This is a genomic window from Hymenobacter rubripertinctus, assembly GCF_003583925.1.
Lineage (GTDB): Bacteria > Bacteroidota > Bacteroidia > Cytophagales > Hymenobacteraceae > Hymenobacter > Hymenobacter rubripertinctus.
Window position 1 is genome coordinate 59125 of record NZ_QYCN01000019.1, and the last position, 21200, is coordinate 80324.

Genomic DNA, 21200 nt, shown 5'->3' on the forward strand with positions numbered 1-21200 from the left:
CCGCCGATTGGAAACAAGTAAAACCTAACCCAACACGCCGTGCCCCTGCGATGGGGGCCGCGCTACTGAAACGTCAGGAGACGCAAAAGCATCACAGGCGCAACGTATTAAAGTCGCCCACGCTCAAATCGTGCGGGCGGCCGGCTACGGTGGCGTGGCTGCCGATCATGGAGCCCGCCACGTTGGCGTGCTCCAGAGTGGCCGACTGCTGCACAATGGCATTGGCAACAACTGAGCGGCTCACTTTGGTATCCGCACCCAACGATACATGCGGCCCCACAACTGAGTCGGTGATAACCACACCTTCGCCAATATACACCGGCGGAATGATTACGGAGTTGGTGATGGTAGCCGATTGGGCCACCAGGTCCTCGCCGCGCTCCTGCAAAAACTCCAGATAGCGCTGGTTGGTGTACACGGTGGCGTCCTTGTTGCCACAGTCGAGCCACTCCGTTACGCGACCGGGCACGAACTGGGTACCCTTGTTGCGCATGTTTTCCAGGGCATTGGTGAGCTGGTACTCGCCCTTGTCGGTGATGTTGTTATCGAGCAGGTATTGCAGCTCCTGGCGCAGGTATTCACCATCCTTAAAGTAATAGATGCCGATGATGGCCAGGTCGGAAACGAACGTCTGGGGCTTTTCCACGAAGTCGGTAATCTGGCCCTGGTCGTTGAGCTTCACAACGCCGAAGGGCTTGGGGTCGTCCACGCGCTGCACCCAGATGGTGCCGTCTACCGACGAATCGAGGATGAAATCGGCTTTGAAGAGCGTGTCGGCGAAAGCCACCACCACGTGCCCATTCAGCGCCGACTGCGCGCACAGGATGGCGTGGGCGGTGCCCAGGGCCTCATCCTGATAATGAATCGTGCCTTTGCCGCCCACCGATTCGGCAATCTTAACCAAGTCCTTCTCTACCGCGCTGCCGAAGCCGCGCCCGATGATGAAGGCTACTTCCTCAACCGGCTCGCCACACACTTTAGCAATATCCTCCACCAGCCGGTGCACAATGGGCTTACCGGCAATCGGGATCAGGGGCTTGGGAACAGTAAGTGTGTGGGGGCGCATGCGCTTGCCCATGCCAGCCATCGGAACGATAATTTTCATGCTGAAAATTAATTAAAAGTTAAAAGTGAAAAATTAAAAATCGCAAATGAAAAAAGGAGAAAATGACGTTACGCGGACTTCTGCATCCATGAATGAAACAGCTATTTCAAATGTCAATTTTTAATTTTTCACTTTTAATTTTTAATTAAAAAAATTAAGCGGAGCCCGTGCTGCCGTAGCCGCCGGTGCCGCGCTGGGTTTCGGAAAGGGCCTCGGCCGGTTGCCAGGCAATAACTTCGTGGCGGGCTACCACGAGCTGCGCAATCCGCTCCCCATCCTGTACTACGAACGCCTGGTCCGACAGATTCACGAGCAGCACTTGCAGCTCCCCCCGGTAGTCGGCGTCGATGGTGCCGGGGCTGTTGACGAGGCCGATACCGTGCTTGTAGGCCAGCCCGCTCCGGGGCCGCACCTGCATTTCGTAGCCCACCGGAATTTCCAGGAACAGGCCCGTCGGGATGAGGGCGCGCTGCAAAGGCCCTAACGTAACCGGCGCGTCGAGGTTGGCCCGCACGTCGAGGCCGGCCGCGTGGGCCGTCTGGTATTCGGGCAGCGCGTGCCGGGAGCGGTTGATAACGGGAATCTGCATGGGGCAAAGGTACGTTTTGGGCTATAAGCCACAAGCTTCAAGCCGCAAGCACGTTTTACAGCTCGCCGCTCAAAACCCTCAGATACTGCGCAGCCGCCGGCCTTCCACGGCGGCAATGGCCCCTACAAAGCCCAGCGTGAGCAGGGCGTGGAAACCGTAGCGGCCCCAGCCCGGCCCAACGGGCGCGTACCAGCTCAGGCCCACCACGCCCACGGCCAGCGTCAGCCAGAGCAGCAGCCGGGCCATCGGGTAGGGCACCGGGAAGTGCTTTTCGCCCAGCCACCAGCACAAAGCGGCCATCATGGAGTAGCAGGCCAGTGTAGCCAGGGCCGAGCCCATGTAGCCCAGCACCGGAATCAGCAGGAAGTTGAGGGCAATGGTGAGCACCGCGCCCGCGAAGCCCAGGTAGGTGCCGTAGTAGGTTTTGTCGGTGAGCTTGAACCACACCGACAGGTTCCAGTACACGCCCAGAAACAGGTTGGCCAGCAGCAGCACCGGCACTACGGCCAGGCCTTGCAAGTATTCATCGCCGTGCAGAAACAGGCGGGCCACCAGATCCAGGTTTACGCTCACACCCACAAACAGCATGGCGCAGCTCAGGGTAAACCACTTCAGAATCAGGGCAAACGTGCGGGGCGAGTTCTTGTCGGTGCCCTGAGCGAAGAAAAACGGCTCGGCGGCGTACTTGAAGGCCTGAATCACGAGGCTCATCAGGATGCTGAGCTTGTAGCAGGCCCCGTACACGCCCACGGCAGCCAGGCTGCTCTGGCCCGGGTAGAAGCCCTGGGGCAGCCAGCGGGGCAGCAGAATCCGGTCGAGGGTTTCATTTACCATGCCGGCCAGCCCCATAAACATAATCGGGTAGGCATACTTGAGCAAGGGCCGCAGCGGCTCCAGACTCAGCCGGAACCGGAAATCGAGCAGTTCCCGGCCCAGCAGCAGTAGCGTAAAGGCGCTGGCTGCCAGGTTGGCCAGAAACACGTAGCCCACGCCCATCGTCGGGTCGTACACGGCCCGCACCAGCGGGGCGAGGCCGGGCAGGTAGTCGCCGGCCAGCACATCGGGGCAGAAGACGATGAAAAACAGGTTCAGGCCCACATTGAGCCCGATGTTGGCCAGCCGGATGGCAGCAAATTTACGGGCCTTGTTTTCGAGCCGGAGCCGGGCAAACGGAATGGCCGCCAGCGCATCGAGGCCCAGAATAACGGCAATCCAGAGGGCGTAGCGCTCATTGCCCGGCGGCAGCTCCAGCAGCCGCGTCAGGGGCTGGGCCAGCAGCATCAGGCCCAGCGTCAGCCCCCCGGTCGTGAGCAGCAGCAGCGTCATCACCCGGTCGTAGAGCTCCTGCCGGTCGGTGCCGGGGCGGTTGGCGAAGCGAAAAAACGTGGTTTCCATCCCGTAGGTGAACACCACGTTCAAAAACGACACGTAGGCAAACAACCCCGTAACAATGCCGTACTGCGCCGCCGCAAACCGACCGGTGTACACGGGCACGAGCAGGAAGTTGACCACCCGGCCCACAATGCTGCTCACCCCGTAAATTGCCGTCTGCGAGGCCAGCTTTTTCGCTACGCTCATCTTAATTCAATTAAGAATTAAGAATTAGGAAGTAGGAAGTAAGAAAGGCAGTCCTGCTCTGGTATCACCTAAGTGAAGATGAAACGAGGCAGCTGAAAATTCTTAATTCTTAATTCTTAATTCTTAATTGCCTGTAAAGGCCGCCGGGCGCTTCTCCAAAAACGCGGCGGTGCCTTCGCGGAAGTCCTCGGAGCCGAAGCAGCGGGCAAACCCGTTGGCTTCCGTCTGGTAGCCCTGGCGCTGCTGGTCGTAGTAGGCATTCACGCAGTCGAGGCAGAGGCCCAGGGCCAGGGGGGCTTTGGTAAGGATGCGCAGCAGCAGCGCCCGCGTGAAGCTGAGCAGCTCGGCCTGGGGCACCACGTGGTTCACCAGGCCCAGGCGCAGGGCTTCGTCGGCCTTCACCATGTCGGCCGTGAGCAGCAGCTCGATGGCTTTGCCCTTGCCCACGAGCTGGGCCAGGCGCTGGGTACCGCCGTAGCCCGGAATCAGGCCCAGGTTCACTTCGGGCTGGCCGAAGCGGGCGTTTTCGGCGGCCACGCGCAGGTGGCAGGCCATGGCCAGCTCGCAGCCGCCGCCCAAGGCAAACCCGTTCACGGCCGCAATAATGGGTTTGGAGCTCTCCTCGATGGAGCAGAATGCCTCCTGCCCGCGCTCCGAAGCCCGGCGGGCCGAAATTTCGTCCAGCTGGGTCAGCTCGGCAATATCGGCCCCGGCCACGAAGGCCTTGGCCCCGCTGCCCGTCAGGATAACGCCGCGCACCTGCGGATCGTCCTGGGCGCGCTGGATGGCCGTGCGGATGTCCTCGATGGTCGCCGCGTTCAGGGCATTGAGCTTGTCGGGACGGTTGAGGGTAATGGTCAGGATGCCGGTTTCGGCTTCCAGCTCATACAATAGGGTGGCGAAAGTAGTCATGGCGGAAGATGGGTGGGAACGGTGGCAAAGATAGAACGAATTGCCACCGGGGCCACCGGCCGCTGAACTCGCCGCCGGCTCAGTTGGCGGCGTATCCGGCCCGGTTGGGCGAAAGAGTAGCCGCCAACCGGCCGCTTGTGCGTAATTTCACCTCTCCCACTCCGACCCCCTAGGACCAGACTAGCGCCAGATTGGGAAATGTATATATTTGCCGCTTCTCTCCCTTGTCCTTCACCCTCAATTACTTCCAGCTTATGGGCTTTGTTTCCGAATTCAAGGAGTTCATCTCAAAAGGCAACGTGCTCGATCTGGCCGTCGGCGTTATCATCGGCGGAGCGTTCAACGGCATCGTCAAGTCGCTGACCGACGACATCCTGATGCCCATCCTGACGCTGCTCACCGGCGGGCTGGACTTCAAGCAGTGGTACCTGGCGCTGGACGGGAAAACCTATGCCTCGCTGGAAGCGGCCAAAGAAGCCAAGGCTGCAACCATCAACTACGGACAGTTTCTGAACGCCATCATCACGTTCCTGCTCATGGCCTTCGCCATTTTCTGGATTGTGAAGCTGGCCAACCGCTTCAAGAAGCCGCAGGTGGTGGTAGCCGTACCCGACCCTGCCCCGACGCGGGAGGAAATGCTGCTGACCGAAATCCGGGACGCGCTGCGCACCCGGGGTTAGCGCTATTATGTGGTAATTTCGACCGGCCCGGGTTCAGCACGCTGAGCCCGGGCCGGTCTGTTTTACAATCTGATGCTCCGCTCCCCATGTTGCTTGCCGCTGCCCGTGCTCTGAGAAACTCGTTCCTGTTTGTGCTGGTGCTGCTGGCCGGCCCGGTACTGGCCCAAACCACCCCCAACCGTGCCCCGATGCCGCTGCCCACCTTCAAACTGTCGGCGGCCGTGGATACCGTGCAGGGCTGGCAACGGGGCGGGGCCGGGACGCTCAACTTCAGCCAGGTGGGCCTCTACAATTGGGCTCCCGGCGGCCAAAGCTCCCTCTCCCTGCTGGCTACCGGCAATACGTATATGCACTACCGGGGGCCGGAGCACACCTTCGACCTGGCCGCCAACCTGGTGTACGGGGTGCTGAAGGCGGGCAAAGGCCGGCTGCGCAAGAACGATGACCGCCTGGAGCTGAACGGCCGCTACGCCCGCCAGTTCACCCAAACGCTGTCGTACGCGGCCCAGCTCAACCTCAAAACCCAGCTCACGCCCACTACCTCCCTGGAGAACCCCGATTCGCTGCTGTCCCGCTTTTTCGCGCCGGCCTACCTGCTGGCCTCGTTGGGCGTAGAGTACCGGCCCAACACCGATTTTTCCCTGCTGCTCTCGCCCGCCACCGGAAAGTTTACCGTCGTCGCCGACCAGGGGCTGGCCGATGCGGGGGCATTTGGGGTGCGCCCGGCCCGCCTGGCGGCCGACGGCCGCCCGCTACCCGGGACCGGACAACAGCTACGGGCCGAAATCGGGGCCTACCTCAACGCCCGCTACCGGCACACGCTGGCCACCAACATCACCTACACCACCAAGCTGGAGCTATTCAGCAACTACTTTCACAATCCCCAGAATATCGACGTGAACTGGGAGAACCTGGTCGACTTCAAAGTGAACAAGTTCTTCAGTGCCAGCGTTACCACCCTATTGGTTTACGATGACGACGTGCTCGTTCCCGTCGACCGCAATAACGATGGCATTTCCGACGGCCGCGGCCGCCGGATTCAGTTCAAGGAAACGCTGGGTATCGGCCTGAATTACAAGTTTTAATCCCGGCCGAACTAACTTTGCTGACCACTAGTTGGATTGCTGCCTGTTGCCGTACCCGTACTTTGCTCGCTGATTAGTCATTTAATCGTATGAAGAAATTGTTTGCTGTTCTGGTAGTTGTGGCAGCCGGCTTGTGGGTGGCCCCGGAAGGGCGGGCTCAAAGTCCCGTGCTGGATGGGCGGCCCGATGCGCTGACGCAGCCCCGCTCGCGGCCGGAAAGCCCCCGCAAGAAGCGCAAGGCGTCGGACACCGATATTGCCCGCATGCAGCAGCGTATGAGCATGAATGCCGGGGAGGTAAAGCGCGACCAGCAGATGGAAATCCTGGAAGCCCGCTCCGGCACGGCCAACACCAGTTTCGGGCGGGCTTCCGGCCCGGCCCGGCAATACGAGAAGGGTGATGGCGGGTTCGCGGTTCGCAAGTTCAAAGACAACCGGATCGGTACTGCCCGCCAGAAGCGGGGCCAGACGCGTCCGGCCGGTTTCATCGACCCCAAGGGCAAGCCGCTCAGCCACAAGAAGAAAAAGCATTTTCTGTTTTTCTGAGTTGTGCGGGGTTGCGCGCTGCTTGCGTGGCTACTTTCCCTCTCCGCTTCGGGTTCCCTGGCAGGCCGTTGATCTGCTGAACAGTACCCGTATAAAAAGCCCCGAAGCAAAGCTTCGGGGCTTTTCGTTTCTCCGGCTGCTACGAGGCCACCGTTCGTCCTCGGGAGCCGAAGAAAGTAATCGGGCAAATCAATGCCGGGGTCGCAGGAGCAAGGAACGGACCCCGCGCGGCGTCCCGTTCACGCCCGTTTCCGATGGGTCCAAGTGCAGCGTGTCCGGACGTAGCGTATCCTGGGGGCCTGAACTGTAGCCGGGCAAGCGTGGCCGGTGCTGCCCGAGAATGGGCGCGCGGCGGCCATAATCGGCCACGTGCGTGCACCCACCCAGGGCCCCCAATAACAAGCCTATCCCGAACCGATGGCCCCAACTCGTCATAAGCACATACTAAAAGGCAAGCGTTTCAATTACGAGGTGATGATGAGCAATGAAGGGGCATCATAACAGCCAAGGCAAATTGCTGGCTGACAAATAGTCATTGCCAGTTCCGCACCCGCCCGCTCCCGGCCTTTGGGTGCCGGCCCGTGCCGGCTAAGCTGGGGTGGTCAGTGGCCGCGCCCACAAATCCGCCGCCCTCGGGAGGCGGAGAATAGTTAAATATAATAAACTATGAATACTTGACCGCCGAATACTTTCCGCGCGCATCGAAGGGCCAAAAAAACGCGGGTTGCTGCCTGGAAAGGCTGCAACCCGCGTCAAAACTAATTCTGAGGAAACAACCGCCTTACAGCGTCCGCTTGATTTCCTGCTCTTCAAAGCCTTCGATGTTGTCGCCCTCCTGGAGGTCGTCGAAGTTCTTGAGGGAAATACCGCATTCGTAGCCCTGGCGCACCTCCGACACATCGTCTTTGTAGCGCTTGAGGTCCTTGATTTCGCCCGAGTACACCACAATACCGTTGCGCACGAGGCGGACTTTGGTCTTGCGGGTGAACGTACCGTCCGTTACCATACAGCCGGCAATGGTGCCCACCTTGGTAATGTTGAATACCTGCCGTACCTCGGCGTTGGCTACCACTACTTCCTTCACCGTTGGGGCCAGCATACCTTCCATGGCATCCTTCACCTCATTGATAGCGTTGTAGATAATCGAGTAGAGGCGGATATCGATCTGCTCCTGCTCGGCCAGCTTGCGGGCACTGATAGAAGGCCGCACCTGGAAGCCGATAATGATGGCATCGGAGGCCGAAGCCAGCAACACGTCGGATTCCGAAATGGCACCCACCCCTTTGCTGAGGATGTTGACGGCAATTTCCGGCGTGCTCAACTTGAGCAGGGAGTCGGCCAAAGCTTCCACCGAGCCGTCCACGTCGCCTTTTACAATCACGTTCAGCTCCTTGAACGAGCCGATAGCCAGACGGCGACCAATCTCGTCGAGGGTGATGTGCTTCTTAGTGCGCATGCTCTGCTCGCGGGCCAGCTGCTGACGCTGGGTGGCCAGTTCGCGGGCTTCGCGCTCCGTCTCCATCACCTGGATTTTGTCGCCGGCCTGGGGGGCGCCCGTCAGACCAAGAACCTGCACCGGCGTGGCCGGACCGGCTTTCTTCATCTTCTTGCCGCGATGGTCCGTCATGGCCTTCACGCGGCCGAAGTGCGGACCTGCCAGCACAATGTCGCCGACTTCCATGGTACCCGTTTGCACCAGGATAGTGGTTACGTAACCCCGGCCCTTGTCGAGGGAGGCTTCGATCACCGTACCCACGGCTTTGCGGTCGGGGTTGGCCTTCAGTTCCAGAATTTCGGCTTCGAGCAGGACTTTCTCCAGCAGGTCGTCGATGCCGGTACCGGTTTTGGCCGATACTTCCTGGCTCTGGTACTTGCCGCCCCATTCCTCTACCAGCACGTTGATCACCGACAGTTCCTCGCGGACCTTGTCGGCATTAGCGCCGGGCTTGTCAATCTTGTTGAGGGCAATTACGATGGGCACCCCCGCCGCTTGCGCGTGGTTGATGGCTTCCTTCGTCTGAGGCATGACCGAGTCGTCGGCTGCCACCACGATGATGGCAATGTCGGTGACCTTGGCACCCCGGGCCCGCATGGCGGTAAAGGCTTCGTGACCCGGTGTATCGAGGAAGGTAACGCGCTTGCCCGATTTGGTCATTACGTCGTAGGCCCCGATGTGCTGGGTGATACCACCGGCTTCGCCTTTGGCGACCGTCGCGCTGCGGATGTAGTCGAGCAGCGACGTTTTGCCGTGGTCGACGTGGCCCATGATGGTCACGATAGGTGCCCGCGGTTGCAGGTCCTCTTCGTTATCCTCAATTTCGACTACCGTATCCTCTTCCTCCGCCGTCAGGAACTCCACGTCGTAGCCGAATTCATCGGCAATAACGGTGATGGCTTCCGCGTCGAGGCGCTGGTTGATGGACACGAACATGCCCATGTTCAGGCAGACCTTGATAATCTCGTTCACCGACACGTCCATGAGCGAAGCCAGGTCGTTGGCCGAGATGAACTCGGTTACCTTCAGCGTCTTGGCGTCCAGCTCGTTCTGGGCACGCATCGCCTCGCGGTCTTCGGCGGCGTTGCTGCGCTTGTCGCGCCGGTACTTGGCGCGGTTCTGCGACTGACCGCGGCCCCCGCTGAGCTTGGCCAGCGTGGCCTTGATCTGCTCCTGAATCTGCTTGTCGTTCTGCTCTGGCGTGAGCGGTACGGCGGGCTGACGGGGGGCATTGCCCCCGGCGCGGTTACCACCGCCCGGCCCGCGACCAGGTCCGCCGGGGCCACCCGGACCCCGACCCCCGCCCTGCTGACCGGGACCGCCCGTGCGGGGGGCGCTGGTCTGCTGGCCGGGGCCGTTCATAGGAATGCGCTGGCGCTTCTTCTTATCAGGGCTGAGGCCGCTCTTGCGAACGTCGGACGACGCCACGGGACGAGCACCCCGGCCACCACGCCGCGAAGAATCAACGGGCAGCTCAATCTTGCCAAGGACCGTGAGGCCTTTCAGCTGATCGGCTTTGGCTACGATGGTCGTATCGTCGGCTGGTGCCTCGGGAGTTGCGGCGGGCGGAGCAGCCTCCGGAGAGGCGGCTTTTGGCGCTTCGGCTGGTTTCGCCGGCGCGACCGGTTGGGCCGCAGGCGTTGCTTTGGCCTCTGGTGCTTTTGCCGGCGGGGCCTGGGCTTCGGGAGCCTTTGCCTCTGGCGCTTTAACCTCCGGGGCCTTAGCTTCAGGAGCTGACACCGGCTCGGCGGCTACAGGAGTGGCGGGCTTTTCCCGGGGTGGGACAGGCGCCGCTGCTACCGGAGCCGCTTTGGGGGCCACGGGCTCCGCTGCTTTAGGGGCAGCGGCGGGCTTGGGCGGCACCGGCCGACCTTTGGCGTCGAGCTCGATTTTGCCCAACACCTTCAGCCCGGGAACCCGGGGGGCTTCTGCCGGAGCAGGAGTTGGGGCGGGAGCGGGCGCAGGAGCCGGGGCGGGAGTTGGTTTAGGGGCTTCGGCCACTGGGGCAGGAGCAGGCGGCGGGGCGGGGGCAGCAACGGGAGCCGGGACCGGTTTGGCCGCGGCCGCCTCGGCCGCACGGGCCTGGGCCGCCGCTGTTTCCAGCTCGCCTTGTCGTTTAGCCTGACTTACTTTGTCGGCCTCCATCTTATCCTGGGCCGACGAAGCAAACGCTTTGCTGAGCAGGGCTACCTGCTCGGCCGTTAGCTTGGTCGTCGGCTTGTTTTCAATGGAATGTCCTTTTTCCGTCAGATAATCCACAATTGTGGACAAGCCAACGTTCAGGTCTTTGGCTGCCTGGTTCAGCCGTTTGGTTGCTGCTTCCGCCATTCTATGCTCGCGAACGATACTCTTATTCAGTTGCAAAGGTACTACATTAAATCTTGCCGGGCGACGTTGAAATCAAGCCGTCCGGCCTAATTTTAACGTCCTTGCCGTACCGGCCGCCGCGCACTCATTGCGCGGCGCCGGAATTTGGTGCTTCCTCGTTCTTTTCGGGCTCGGCAACGGGCGCTTGCTGCCCATCGGCCGGAGCCCCTGGGGTGGGCTCCGGAGCCGTTGCTTCCTCCACTACTTCGGCCGAAGCCTCGGGGGTGATTTCCGGCGCGGTGGCTTCTTCCGTTACCTCGGCTGAGGCTTCAAGAGTTGCTTCCGGGGCTGGTTCTGCGGGCACTTCGGCCTGGGCCGCTGCCTGGGGAGCCACATCCGAATCCGTTTCTTCCCCTTCCTCAAACTCCTGGCGAATCACGCGGAAGAGTTCTTCCACCGTTTCTTCTTCCAGCTCGGTGCGGCGCACGATGTCGTCTTTGCTGACGGCTAGTACGGAGCGGCCGGTGTCGAGGCCGATTTTCTTCAGCTCCTGCAGAATCCAGCCTTCGATTTCGTCGCTGAATTCGTCCAGAGCAATATCTTCCTCAAAGTCGCCGGCGTCGCGGAAGACGTCGATTTCCATGCCCACCAGCCGCGAGGCCAGCTTGATATTGGCCCCGCCCCGGCCAATGGCCAGGCTCACCTGATCGGGCTTGAGAAACACCGATACGCGGCCGGTCTGCTCGTTGATTTTCATCGACGTAAGCTTGGCCGGCGACAGGGCCCGGGCGATGTAGAGCTCCAGGTTATCGGTGTAGTTGATGATGTCGATGTTTTCGTTTTCCAGCTCCCGCACCACGGCGTGAATCCGGGAGCCCTTCATGCCTACGCAGGCCCCTACCGGGTCAATGCGCTCATCGTAGCTTTCTACGGCTACTTTGGCCCGCTCGCCGGGTTCGCGCACGATGTTCTTGATGGTGATCAGGCCGTCGAAGATTTCGGGAACTTCCTGCTCCATGAGGCGCTCCAGGAAGGCTGGGGCGGCGCGGGAAAGGATGATTTTGGGCGTGCCGTTGATCACGTCCACCCGGTGCACCACGGTGCGGATGGTGTCGCCCTTACGGTAGCGGTCCTTGGGAATCTGCTCGCCCTTGGGCAGTACCAGCTCGTTCTCGTCCTTGTCGAGAATCAGGGCTTCGCGGCCCCACACCTGGTACACTTCGCCCACCACGATTTCGCCCACCTGGTCCTTATAGGCCTGGTAGAGGTTGTCACGCTCCAGGTCTTTCACGCGCTGAATCAGCGTCTGGCGGGCCATGAGCACAGCGCGGCGGCCGAAGTCTTCGAGTTTCACTTCCTCGGCTACTTCCTCCCCCACTTCAAAATCGGGCTCAATTTTCTGGGCTTCGGCCAGCGGAATCTTATCGAAATCCCAGATGTCCTCCGAGTTGTCGTCCACGATTTCGCGGTTGCGCCAGATTTCCAGGTCGCCCTGGTCCACGTTCAGAATCACGTCGAAGTTGGAGTCGTCGTCGTACTTCTTGCGGATCATCGTGCGAAAAACCTCCTCCAGGATGCTCATCATGGTGGGCCGGTCGATGTTCTTCGACCGGGCGAATTCGGCAAACGATTCAATCAGGACGGTGCTGTTCATTTTTTAAGCTTTTAGCTATCAGCGGTTAGCTGTCAGTCTTCTAGCGAAGAGCGGCCAGCGGGTGCTACTAGGTGAATAACTCAGAAACAGGGCCATTGCGCTGACAGCTATCAGCGAACGGCTCCAGAGGGCTATTTAAAGGAAATAACAACCCGGGCTTCGGCAATATCGGCGAAGGCCAGATAGGCGGTGGGCAGGGTTTTGGTTTTATGCTTGTCCTTGATGGTTTCGGCCACCTGCAAGCCTTCGGCTTCCACGGCTTCGAGCACCCCGGTTTTCTCGGTGCCGTCGCTCAGCTTGAGGCTGAGCGTGCGGCCCACGTGCCGGCTGTACTGGCGCGGGTTGGTCAGGGGCTGGTCGGCCCCGGGCGAAGTCACTTCCAGCGTGTAGCTGAGCTCGTCGCCGTAGTGCTCTTCTACGCGGCGGGCCAGCCGGCGGCTGACCTGGGCGCACTCATCAATGCCGAGACCCTGCTCCCCGTCGAGGGTGACGGTGACTTTGGGCCGAATGGAATCTGAAACGGCTAAGTCCACCACGAACAGGCTGCCTTCGAGGGGCAGGCTGTCCTGGAGCATTTCGGCGAGCAGGTTACGGTCAAGATTCATAAGCGAAGGAACCGGGCAGGCCGGGTAAAAAGAAAGAGGGGACTATCCGTCCCCTCTGTTCGTGCTTGGTTTTGTGGTGCAAATATACAACAAGCAACGCCAGAAAGCAAGTTGCCGGACCTCAGCGCTGTACCGTGAGCCAGCCCTTGGCCGAGCGCCCCCCGGCATCCCGCAGGTGGTAGTAGTACAAGCCGTCGGGCAGGTTGTCGGCCCGCCAGTCGTTGCGGTAGTTGGTGGTTTCGTACACCTTGCTGCCCCAGCGCGAGAACAGGCGCAGGGTGGCGGGCTGGCAGCTGAAGTAGGGAATAAAGGTTTCGTTCAGGCCGTCGTGGTTGGGGGTGATGATGTTGGGCACGAAGGTGCGCCCGACCACCACCGGCACAAAGCTGGTTTCGACGGTGCAGTTGGCGTAGCGGGCCGTGAGCTTTACCTGGTAGGAGCCGGGAGTTTCGTACAGGTGGCGGGGCCGCTCCTCGGTGGAGGGGGCGCTGCCGTCGCCGAAATCCCACTCGTAGGTGCCGCCGGCCAGCACCGGCTCGAAGGCGCAGGTGAATGGGGCCAGACCCGTGTACTGGGGGAAAGCAGTGCACTCGGGCACGCTGAGCGGGAAGTTGAGGCTGGGCGAGGGTGCCAGCAGTACCTGCCGGGTGGCGGCGGCCGGGCAGCCCTTTTCAGTCACGGTATACGTGAGCGTGAAGATGCCGCCCCGCAGCTTCGTATCGGGCGGGGTGAACAGGCCGCCGGGCGTGACGCCGGCCCCGCTCCAGGTGCCGCCCGCCGGGCTGGCCCCGGTTAGCTGAACGGCCTGGGTTTGGTAGGCGCAGAACGTGAGGTTGGGGCCGGCCTGGGGCGTGGGCAGCGGGTTCACGACCACCGTGCGCGTGGCCTGGCCGCAGCCCAGCGAGTCGGTGAGCGAGTAGGTGAGCGTGAACGTGCCGGGACCCGACTGGCGCGGGTCGAAGACGTTGCCCGACAGGCCCCGGGGGCCTGTCCAGGTGCCGCCCGCCGGCGTGGCTTTCAGCGGAAAAGCGGCATCGTTGGCGCAGAATGCCGGTACGGGCGCAATATCCACGGGCAGCACCGGCAGCACGATAATGCGCAGCGGGCGGGTACTGACGCAGATGCCGGTGGTTTTGACCGAATACTGGAGCACGTTGCGGCCCACCAGGGCCGGGCCGGGCGTAAACAGGTAGCTGCCATCGGGGCGCCGGCTGACACCGGCCCCGCTCCAGGTACCGCCGCCGGGCTGGCCGCCCAGCACTACCGGCCCGTCGGTGGCGCACACGTAACGGGTTGGCCCCGGCTCGGCCACCACCACGCCGAAGCTGATGGCGAAGGCCGCGTTGTTGCAGTTGGTGCTGGCGTTTCTGGTAGTGTAGTAGCCCGCGCCGGCCGGCTGCGGAAAACCCTGCGTGCCGCCGCACCCCCCGCACACGGACTGGTACACAACGCCCTTCTTATCGAAGCGCGAGGTGCCCCCGTCCACGTGCTCACCCTTGCCCCCGAGTTCCCCAAAAAATGTAGCGTACTCCAGGCCCGTGAGGCCGGCTTTAAACTGCGCCAGGTAAAAGTCGTTGCCATCGGTACTGGCCTGCACCGCATCGGGGGTAACCTGAAGGCCGGCAGTAGACCCGCCCCCGTACCCATCGTTACCGGAGCCGCCCCAGCCGCTGACGTAGACCCGCTCGCAGTCATCCACCAGAAACGCGGTGGGCGAGATGTCGTGGGTGCCCACGGTGGTCCCAAACACGGTGCTGTACGCCGTGGTGCTCAGGTCAGCGGTGAGCTTGTGGATAAACTGGTGCGCGCCCTTAGTGCCATACAGGCCGGGCGTGATGGGGTAATTGGCCGAGCTGGTCTGGCCCAGCACGTACACGTCGCCGCTGTTATCAAGCTGGAGGAAGAAGGCCAGGTCATCGGAGGACGTACCCAGGTAAGTACTGTAGCGCAAAGCAGTACCGGCCGGCGTGAAGCAGACCACGAACCCATCGCGTCCGCCATTCCACTGGGGTTGTGCGGCCGTAGCGGCGGCCGGGAAATCGGGGCCGGTGGTTCCGCCGGCCACGTACAAGTGGCGGTCGGGGGTGAGTTGCAGGGAGAAGGCGGCATCGTTCTGCGCCCCGCCCAGGAAGGTACTCCAGGTGAGGGCATTGAGCAGGCGCGGCAGCTTGCACACCACGGCATCGGAGGGGCCTTGCAGGCGGCTTTGCAGCGCCTGGGCCACGGGAAAGTTGCTGCTCTGCGTGACGGAAGCCAGGTACACGTTGTTGTCGCCATCGGTCAGCACATCCCCCCGCCACGGGTCGCCGTAGTTGTTGGTCAGCAACAGGTTGAGTCCGTCGTTGCCGGTGCCGCCCAGGTAAGTGGAGGCCACCAGCCGGGTGCCGTCGGGGCTGAGGGTGGCTACGAATAGGTCGGAGCCCTGCGGATAACCCATCACGTCGTTGGCCCCGCGCCCCCCTACGGTGGCGCCGCCCCGGAACGCGCGCTGCACGGCCCCGCTGCTGACGGGGAAGTTGGCCGAGCCCGTGGTGCCCAGAATCACCAGCTCATCGCGGCCGTTCACAATCAGGCTGTGGGGCGCGTCGGTGCTGCTGCCGCCCAGGTACGTGGCGTAGAGCCGGGCAGCGGGGCCGGTGGCCGTAACCTTGTACTTGATAATGGCTACGTCGCCGCTGCCCCCGAAATTGGTCTGGAAAGCCCCGGGGGAAGTGGGGTAGCCGGCGCCAAACACCACGCCGCCGGAGTACATGTTACCCTGGGCGTCGTAGGTGGCCGTAAAGCCCCAGTTATCGGCCGTGGAGCCCGTGAAGGTGGAAAACAACACGGTGGGGTCGATGATGAGCGGGCGCCCGGCGTCGTAGCTGCCCAACCAGAAGCGCACCGTCTGGCCCTGGAGCTCGAAGCGGCAGGCCACGGGTTGCCGCGCGCCGTTGGCGGCCGTCTGCCAGGCCTGCGGGGCCTGCTCCGTGATGGTGCCCACGCTGGTGGCAATCAGCAGGTGGCCCTCCGGTGAAATCCGCAGGCTCTGGGGGCCGGCGTAGCGCAGGCGGATGTCGGTGGGTTTGGCCCCGGGAGCCAGCTGGAAATCGTACTCCAGGTGTTGCTGAGCGTTTTCGTAGACCTGCACCTCAATGCCGGGGTACACGCCGGCGTAGCGCACTTGGCGGTAGCCGCGCACGGCGCTGGCCCACTCGCGGGGGGTGCTGCCCAGAAAGTAGTTGCGCAGGCCCGCCGTGGGCTGCGCGGGTTGCAGAGTGGCGCGGGAGCTGCCCCCCTCAAACGTGACGGTATAAGCGTGGCCGCGCACCGGGGCCGGCGGGGCGGGCTGGAGCGGGGCACTGGCCGGGGCTTCCTGGTGGTGGGAGAGGGCGCGGAGCCCGGCCGGGTCGAGGAAGGAGTAGGTGAAGCCGGTGGGGGTGAGGTAAAGGCGTCCGCCCGGCAGCTCGGCCTGGTAACGGACCTGGGCGGGCCACTGGCCCTTGTTTTCCACGAATTCCAGCGTCTGGTCGGGGGCGGGTGAAAGCACCGGCCGGGGAGCCGCCGGCAACGTCAACGGAATCAGCCACAACATAAGGAGGGTAAGCAGTCTGGTCATACAAAAATCGGATAGGGTAAATGCCTGGAAAGATACGCAACGACCCGCGCAAAACAGGGGCCATTTATGCGGGCGCGGGCAGCTGGTGCGGAACGGCTACCTTTGCCCACCTGATTGGTTTGGCGGAAAGTAGGTTGTCTGTGCGTCGTTCATTTGCATTTAAGTGTACCCTGTTGGTAATGGGGTGGGTACTGGTGGCCATCGGCTGCGCCCAGATTCCGGCCTACACGTTCTGGCCGGCCATCTTCGGGGCGCTTACGCTGCCCGTCGCCCTGGTTGTAAACCTGCTGGCCGTGGGCTACTGGCTGCTGCGGCGCTGGCCGGTGGCGCTGCTGCCGCTGGGGCTGGCCGTGCTCACCTGGCCGCACTTTCAGCGGGGACTGGCCCTGCACCCGCTGCGCCTCACCACGGCCACCGAAACCGCCGGGGCCGGCCCGGTCGTGAAGGTGCTCTCGGCCAATGTGCGCATCTTCAACGTGTATCCGCAGCTGCGCAACGACGGCTTGCAATCTTCCCGGGAAATGGTGCGCTGGCTGGCCGAAAACCCGGCCGATATCCTCTGCCTCCAGGAGTTCTACAACGAGCCGGCCGGCAGCAAAACCCGCGACGGCGACGTGTTCCGGACGGTGGATAAAATCGGCCGGCGGGCCGGGCGGGAGGCGTTTTTGTCGAAGACGCTCACCAACAGCATCGGGGCCGAGTTCGGGATGGCCATTTTCTCGCGCTTCCCCATCGTGGGCCGGGGCACCATCGGCTTCGGCAAGCTCACCCAGAACCACGCCATGTGGGCCGATGTGCGCCTGCCCACCCAGGACACGATTCGGGTGTACAGCTTCCACCTGCAAAGCATGAGCATGGAGGAAAAAGACATCGTGGACAGCTACTCCAGCAAGGCCGGCCTCCGGCAGAAGGGGCTGGGGCTGATGCGCCGCTTCAAGCGCGGGGCCGTCCGGCGCCACTGGCAGGTGGATACGCTGGTGAACCGGTTCGCCCGCTGCCCCTACCCGATTCTGCTCTGCGCCGACCTCAACGACGTGCCCTACAGCTACAGCTACGACCGGCTGGCCGACCACTTCCAGAACGCCTGGACGACGGTGGGCAACGGCGTGGGCAGCACCTACAACGGCCGCCTGCCTTTCGTGCGCATCGACAACCAGTTCGCCGGCCGCCGCTGGCTGGTCAATGATTTCTGGGTGAGCTACGAAATTCCCTACTCCGACCACTTCCCCACTACCGCCACCTACCAGCTCAAACCCAGGCAGTAGCAGCTCCCAAACAGCAGCACCCCAAACGGCCCCGGGGTGACTGCTGGCCGGCGGGGCTTTTATACTGGCTGGGCATCTTTATGAACTGCTGATTGAACTTTATAGACTCGCTGTCCGGAGCTTTGTGCTGTTTGAGCTGACTTTTAGACTTTGTTAGCCACAATTCGGGCTGATTAGCGGGTGTTTTCCGGTCCTGCCGCACTCTGCGAAACTGCCGTTACTTTTGCACCACCCCCGCGCACTCACCCACAGACGCCGGCTGCCCGGGCCGAACCGTCGGTCAACCAAATCGAAAGCTAACAGCTAGCAGCTGAAAGCTAATAGCTCAAAATATGACCCAGCCCCTCTCGCTCTACAATACGCTCACCCGCCAGAAGGCTCCCTTCGAACCCCTGCAAGCTCCCTTCGTGGGCGTGTACCTGTGCGGCCCCACTGTTTATAACGAGGCCCACGTGGGCAATGCCCGCGGCCCGGTGGTGTTCGATGTGCTCACGCGCTACCTGCGCCACCTCGGCTACACCGTGCGCTACGTGCGCAACATCACCGACGTAGGCCACCTGGTAGACGACGCCGACGAGGGCGAAGACAAAATCGGCCGGATTGCCCGCGCCCGGCAGGTGGAGCCCATGGAAGTGGCCGAGGGCTACACCAACCTCTACCAGGACCATATGGCGGCCCTCGGCTGCCTGCCGCCCGACATCACGCCCCGGGCCAGCGGCCACATTATCGAGCAGATTGAGATGATCCGGCAGATCATCGGCAACGGCTTCGGCTACGAATCCAACGGCTCGGTGTACTTCGATGTGCCCGCTTACAACGCGGCCGGCCGCGAGTATGGCAAGCTCTCGAACCGGGTGGTGGAAGAGCTGCTGGCCGGCTCCCGCGACAACCTCACCGGCCAGGACGAAAAGCGCAGCCCCCTGGATTTCGCCCTCTGGAAGCGGGCCGATGAGCGTCACCTCATGCGCTGGCCCTCGCCCTGGAGCGACGGGTTCCCCGGCTGGCACCTGGAGTGCTCGGCCATGAGCCGCAAGTACCTCGGGGCCGAGTTTGATATTCATGGCGGCGGACTGGACCTGATGTTCCCCCACCACGAGTGCGAAATTGCCCAAAGCCAGGCCTGCGACCATCCCACCAGCGAAGCCCGGGTGTGGATGCACAACAACATGCTGACCGTGAACGGGGCCAAAATGAGCAAATCGGCGGGCAACTTCATCACCATCAGCCAGCTCTTCAGCGGTGAGAACGAGGTGCTGGCCCAGGCCTATTCGCCCATGACGGCGCGCTTCTTCCTGCTCCAGGCCCACTACCGCAGCCCCGTCGATATTACCGATGAGGGCTTGCAGGCGGCCGGCAAGGGCTACCGCAAACTCATGAACGGCCTGCGCCTGCTGGCGAAGCTGCAACTGCCCGAAGGCACCGAACCCGCCGCCGACACCAGCGCCGCCGACGCGGAGCTGGGCAAGCTGGCCCAGGACTGCTACGCCGGCCTCAACGACGACCTGAACACGGCCCGCACCCTGGCCAGCCTCTTCAACCTGCTGCGCAAGTTCAACGGCTACGCCGCCAAGCCCGAAACGCTGGCCGCCCTCAGCCCCGCGGCCCTGGTGGAAGCCACCGCCACCTACCGCACCCTGGTGCAGCACGTGCTGGGCCTGCGCGACGAGCCCCGGGCCAGCGCCGAGGACCTGCTGGGCCTCACGCTGCACTTCTACCAGGAAGCCAAAACGGCCAAGGACTACGGCAAAGTCGACGAAATCCGGGCCGCCCTCAAGCAGCAGGGCATCGTGGTGAAGGACACCAAGGCCGGCGTAGACTGGGCCTACAGCGAAGACTAAAGCCCAACTGAAAGTGCGGCGCAAGCCGTAGCTTGCGTCACCCGGCGGACACCTTTGGGTCGCCCGCCGGGTTTATTCGTTCGTTTAGTCATCGTGGTCCGCAGCTCGCGGCTGTAATCTGAAACGTTTCCTCCATGAAAATCCTTTCCCGTTTCGTGCCGGCGGCTTTGGCCGGGCTGCTTGTGCTCACTGGCTGCCCCGGCAAAAAAGAAACGACCGAAACTGCTACTACACCTGACTCGACCCTGCCGAAAGCCCCGGCCTTCAACGCCGATTCGGCCTACGCCTTCACGGCGAAGCAGGTAGCCTTCGGGCCGCGGGTGCCCAACACCAAGGCCCACGTACAAACCGGCGACTGGATTATCGGGCAGTTTAAAAAAATGGGCCTTACGGTGCAGGAACAGCCCTTTGAAGCCATGGCCTTTGATGGCAACATGCTCAAGTCGCGCAACATCATTGCCCGCTACATGCCCGAGGCCCCGCGCCGGGTGGCCATTTTCGCCCACTGGGATACCCGCCCCTTCGCCGACAAGGACAAGGAGCACAAGAACGAGCCCCTCGACGGGGCTTCCGACGGGGCCAGCGGCGTGGCCGTAGCCCTGGAAATGGCCCGCGTGCTCAGCGCCCAGGCGGCCGGCACGGCCCCCGGCGTGGGCGTCGATTTCATCCTCTTCGACTCCGAAGACTACGGCTACGACGGCGGCACCCAGGGCGATAAGAAGAACCTGCTCGGCAACCAGGACAGCTGGTGCCTGGGCTCCCAGTACTGGGCCAAGAATACGGTGCCGGCCAACTACAAGCCCAACTTCGGTATCCTGCTCGACATGGTGGGGGCCAAAGGTGCCAAGTTCAGCCGCGAAGGTCTGTCGCGCGAAAAGGCTCCCGACGTACTGGAAAAGGTCTGGAACACGGCCTCCGAGCTGGGCTACTCCGACTACTTTCTGTTCGCTGACGGCTTCAGCGTCGACGACGACCACGTGAACACGAATAAGGTTGGCATCCGTACGGTCGACGTCATCGACTTCCTGCCCACGGGCGAGTTTCAGGCGTATCACCACACTACCCAGGATAACATGAGCATCATCGACCGGCGCACCCTCAAAGCCGTGGGTCAGACCCTGCTCACGGTGGTATACGGGGAGTAAATCCGGCTATAGTTTTGACCGAAAGCTCCGGTGACGTAGGTTGCCGGAGCTTTTGTGTTTTATCATCTTACGCTATCCTACTATGCAACACGTGCTACTTGCCGCCGGGTTACTTTCGCTGACCCTAACGGCCCCGGCCCACAGCCAGCAGGCTCCCCCGCTGACCGTAGTGGATGGCATCAGGCAGAAGGTAAATGCCAAGCCCTTCGCCGGCCGGCCCTACCGGCTGACGGCGCGCATTAGCGTGGATACTGCGCGAGCCGGCAAAGCCAACGCGTGGATTGTGGTAGCGAGTTTTGGTGCGAAGCGGCAAATGTTAACGGTAGAAAGTTTGCCCAATAGGGCGGTGGCGAAGCAGTGGCGTACCTATACCGTTCAGGGAAAAATCCCGAAGAAGGCGGACACGTTGATGATTGCCGGTTTGGGCTACCTGGATGGGCCTTTCGGGTTCGACGACTTCAAGCTGGAAGTGAAGCGCCGCCGGGGGCAATGGGAAGCCGTGGCTCTGGGTAACCCTGGGTTCGAGGAAGCCGCTTCCGATCCGGCCGGGGCCGCCCCGGCCGGCTGGCAACCCTTCCATCCCACCCCAAGCTTCACCCGGCAGCTGGTCACCGATAGCACGGGCAACTACTACCTGCGCCTTCAGGGACATAGGGCTACCGCACCAAATAGGGTGATTTTGGCTGGGATGGTACCTTCGTCAGATGAACTTGCACCACCATTTTGCCGACGTCCAGGACTTTCGCGTAGCGGGTCGCTGCTCCCACGCCCTGAGCGACATTTTGCTTATCGTCCTGCT

14 protein-coding genes and 1 pseudogene are annotated in these 21200 nt (G+C 62.4%); 7 read left to right on the top strand and 8 right to left on the bottom strand.

Annotated features, from left to right (window positions below):
• Window positions 1-91 precede the first annotated feature (91 nt).
• From D0T11_RS13395 to D0T11_RS13410, 4 genes are all read right to left on the bottom strand, one after another.
• Window positions 92-1105: a sugar phosphate nucleotidyltransferase gene (locus D0T11_RS13395; protein WP_119656305.1), complete on the bottom strand. Its 1014-nt coding sequence runs from the start codon at window positions 1103-1105 to the stop codon at window positions 92-94.
• A 154-nt stretch (window positions 1106-1259) separates the two neighbouring features.
• Window positions 1260-1694 carry a dUTP diphosphatase gene (gene dut, locus D0T11_RS13400; RefSeq protein WP_119656306.1) on the bottom strand — a complete coding sequence of 145 codons (435 nt, stop codon included), beginning with the start codon at window positions 1692-1694 and terminating at the stop codon, window positions 1260-1262.
• Window positions 1695-1772: 78 nt separating this feature from the next.
• Entirely contained in the window at window positions 1773-3272 is a 1500-nt protein-coding gene (locus D0T11_RS13405; RefSeq protein ID WP_119656307.1) for a polysaccharide biosynthesis C-terminal domain-containing protein, read from the bottom strand.
• Window positions 3273-3395: 123 nt separating this feature from the next.
• Window positions 3396-4184, bottom strand: coding sequence for an enoyl-CoA hydratase/isomerase family protein (locus D0T11_RS13410; RefSeq protein ID WP_119656308.1), 789 nt, complete (start codon window positions 4182-4184; stop codon window positions 3396-3398).
• 254 nt (window positions 4185-4438) lie between these two features.
• Here D0T11_RS13410 and mscL point away from each other — a divergent pair, with 254 nt between their 5' ends.
• From mscL to D0T11_RS13425, 3 genes are all read left to right on the top strand, one after another.
• Window positions 4439-4864, top strand: a complete 426-nt coding sequence (mscL, locus tag D0T11_RS13415; RefSeq protein WP_119656318.1) for a large conductance mechanosensitive channel protein MscL — start codon at window positions 4439-4441, stop codon at window positions 4862-4864.
• Between the two features lie 86 nt (window positions 4865-4950).
• Complete coding sequence (locus tag D0T11_RS13420) at window positions 4951-5949, top strand: DUF3078 domain-containing protein (protein ID WP_119656309.1); 999 nt, start codon at window positions 4951-4953, stop codon at window positions 5947-5949.
• An 89-nt stretch (window positions 5950-6038) separates the two neighbouring features.
• Window positions 6039-6494: a hypothetical protein gene (locus tag D0T11_RS13425; RefSeq protein ID WP_119656310.1), complete on the top strand. Its 456-nt coding sequence runs from the start codon at window positions 6039-6041 to the stop codon at window positions 6492-6494.
• Window positions 6495-7275: 781 nt separating this feature from the next.
• Here D0T11_RS13425 and infB read toward each other — a convergent pair.
• From infB to D0T11_RS13445, 4 genes and pseudogenes are all read right to left on the bottom strand, one after another.
• Entirely contained in the window at window positions 7276-10317 is a 3042-nt protein-coding gene (infB, locus tag D0T11_RS13430; protein WP_119656311.1) for a translation initiation factor IF-2, read from the bottom strand.
• A gap of 394 nt (window positions 10318-10711) precedes the next feature.
• Window positions 10712-11950, bottom strand: a pseudogene (nusA, locus tag D0T11_RS13435) (transcription termination factor NusA); the annotation flags it as partial.
• Between the two features lie 131 nt (window positions 11951-12081).
• Window positions 12082-12555: a ribosome maturation factor RimP gene (locus tag D0T11_RS13440; RefSeq protein WP_182888398.1), complete on the bottom strand. Its 474-nt coding sequence runs from the start codon at window positions 12553-12555 to the stop codon at window positions 12082-12084.
• A 121-nt stretch (window positions 12556-12676) separates the two neighbouring features.
• Window positions 12677-16153, bottom strand: a complete 3477-nt coding sequence (locus D0T11_RS13445; RefSeq protein ID WP_119656313.1) for a DUF7948 domain-containing protein — start codon at window positions 16151-16153, stop codon at window positions 12677-12679.
• Window positions 16154-16332: 179 nt separating this feature from the next.
• Between D0T11_RS13445 and D0T11_RS13450 the strand changes: the two genes are divergently transcribed.
• From D0T11_RS13450 to D0T11_RS13465, 4 genes are all read left to right on the top strand, one after another.
• Window positions 16333-17418 (top strand): endonuclease/exonuclease/phosphatase family protein, encoded by a 1086-nt coding sequence (locus D0T11_RS13450; protein WP_182888399.1) that lies wholly within the window; start codon window positions 16333-16335, stop codon window positions 17416-17418.
• Window positions 17419-17750: 332 nt separating this feature from the next.
• Window positions 17751-19256, top strand: coding sequence for a cysteine--tRNA ligase (gene cysS / locus D0T11_RS13455; protein WP_119656315.1), 1506 nt, complete (start codon window positions 17751-17753; stop codon window positions 19254-19256).
• A 134-nt stretch (window positions 19257-19390) separates the two neighbouring features.
• Window positions 19391-20401, top strand: a complete 1011-nt coding sequence (locus D0T11_RS13460; protein WP_119656316.1) for a M28 family peptidase — start codon at window positions 19391-19393, stop codon at window positions 20399-20401.
• 82 nt (window positions 20402-20483) lie between these two features.
• The coding region (locus tag D0T11_RS13465; protein ID WP_220473732.1) for a hypothetical protein at window positions 20484-21200 on the top strand (717 nt) is incomplete at its 3' end.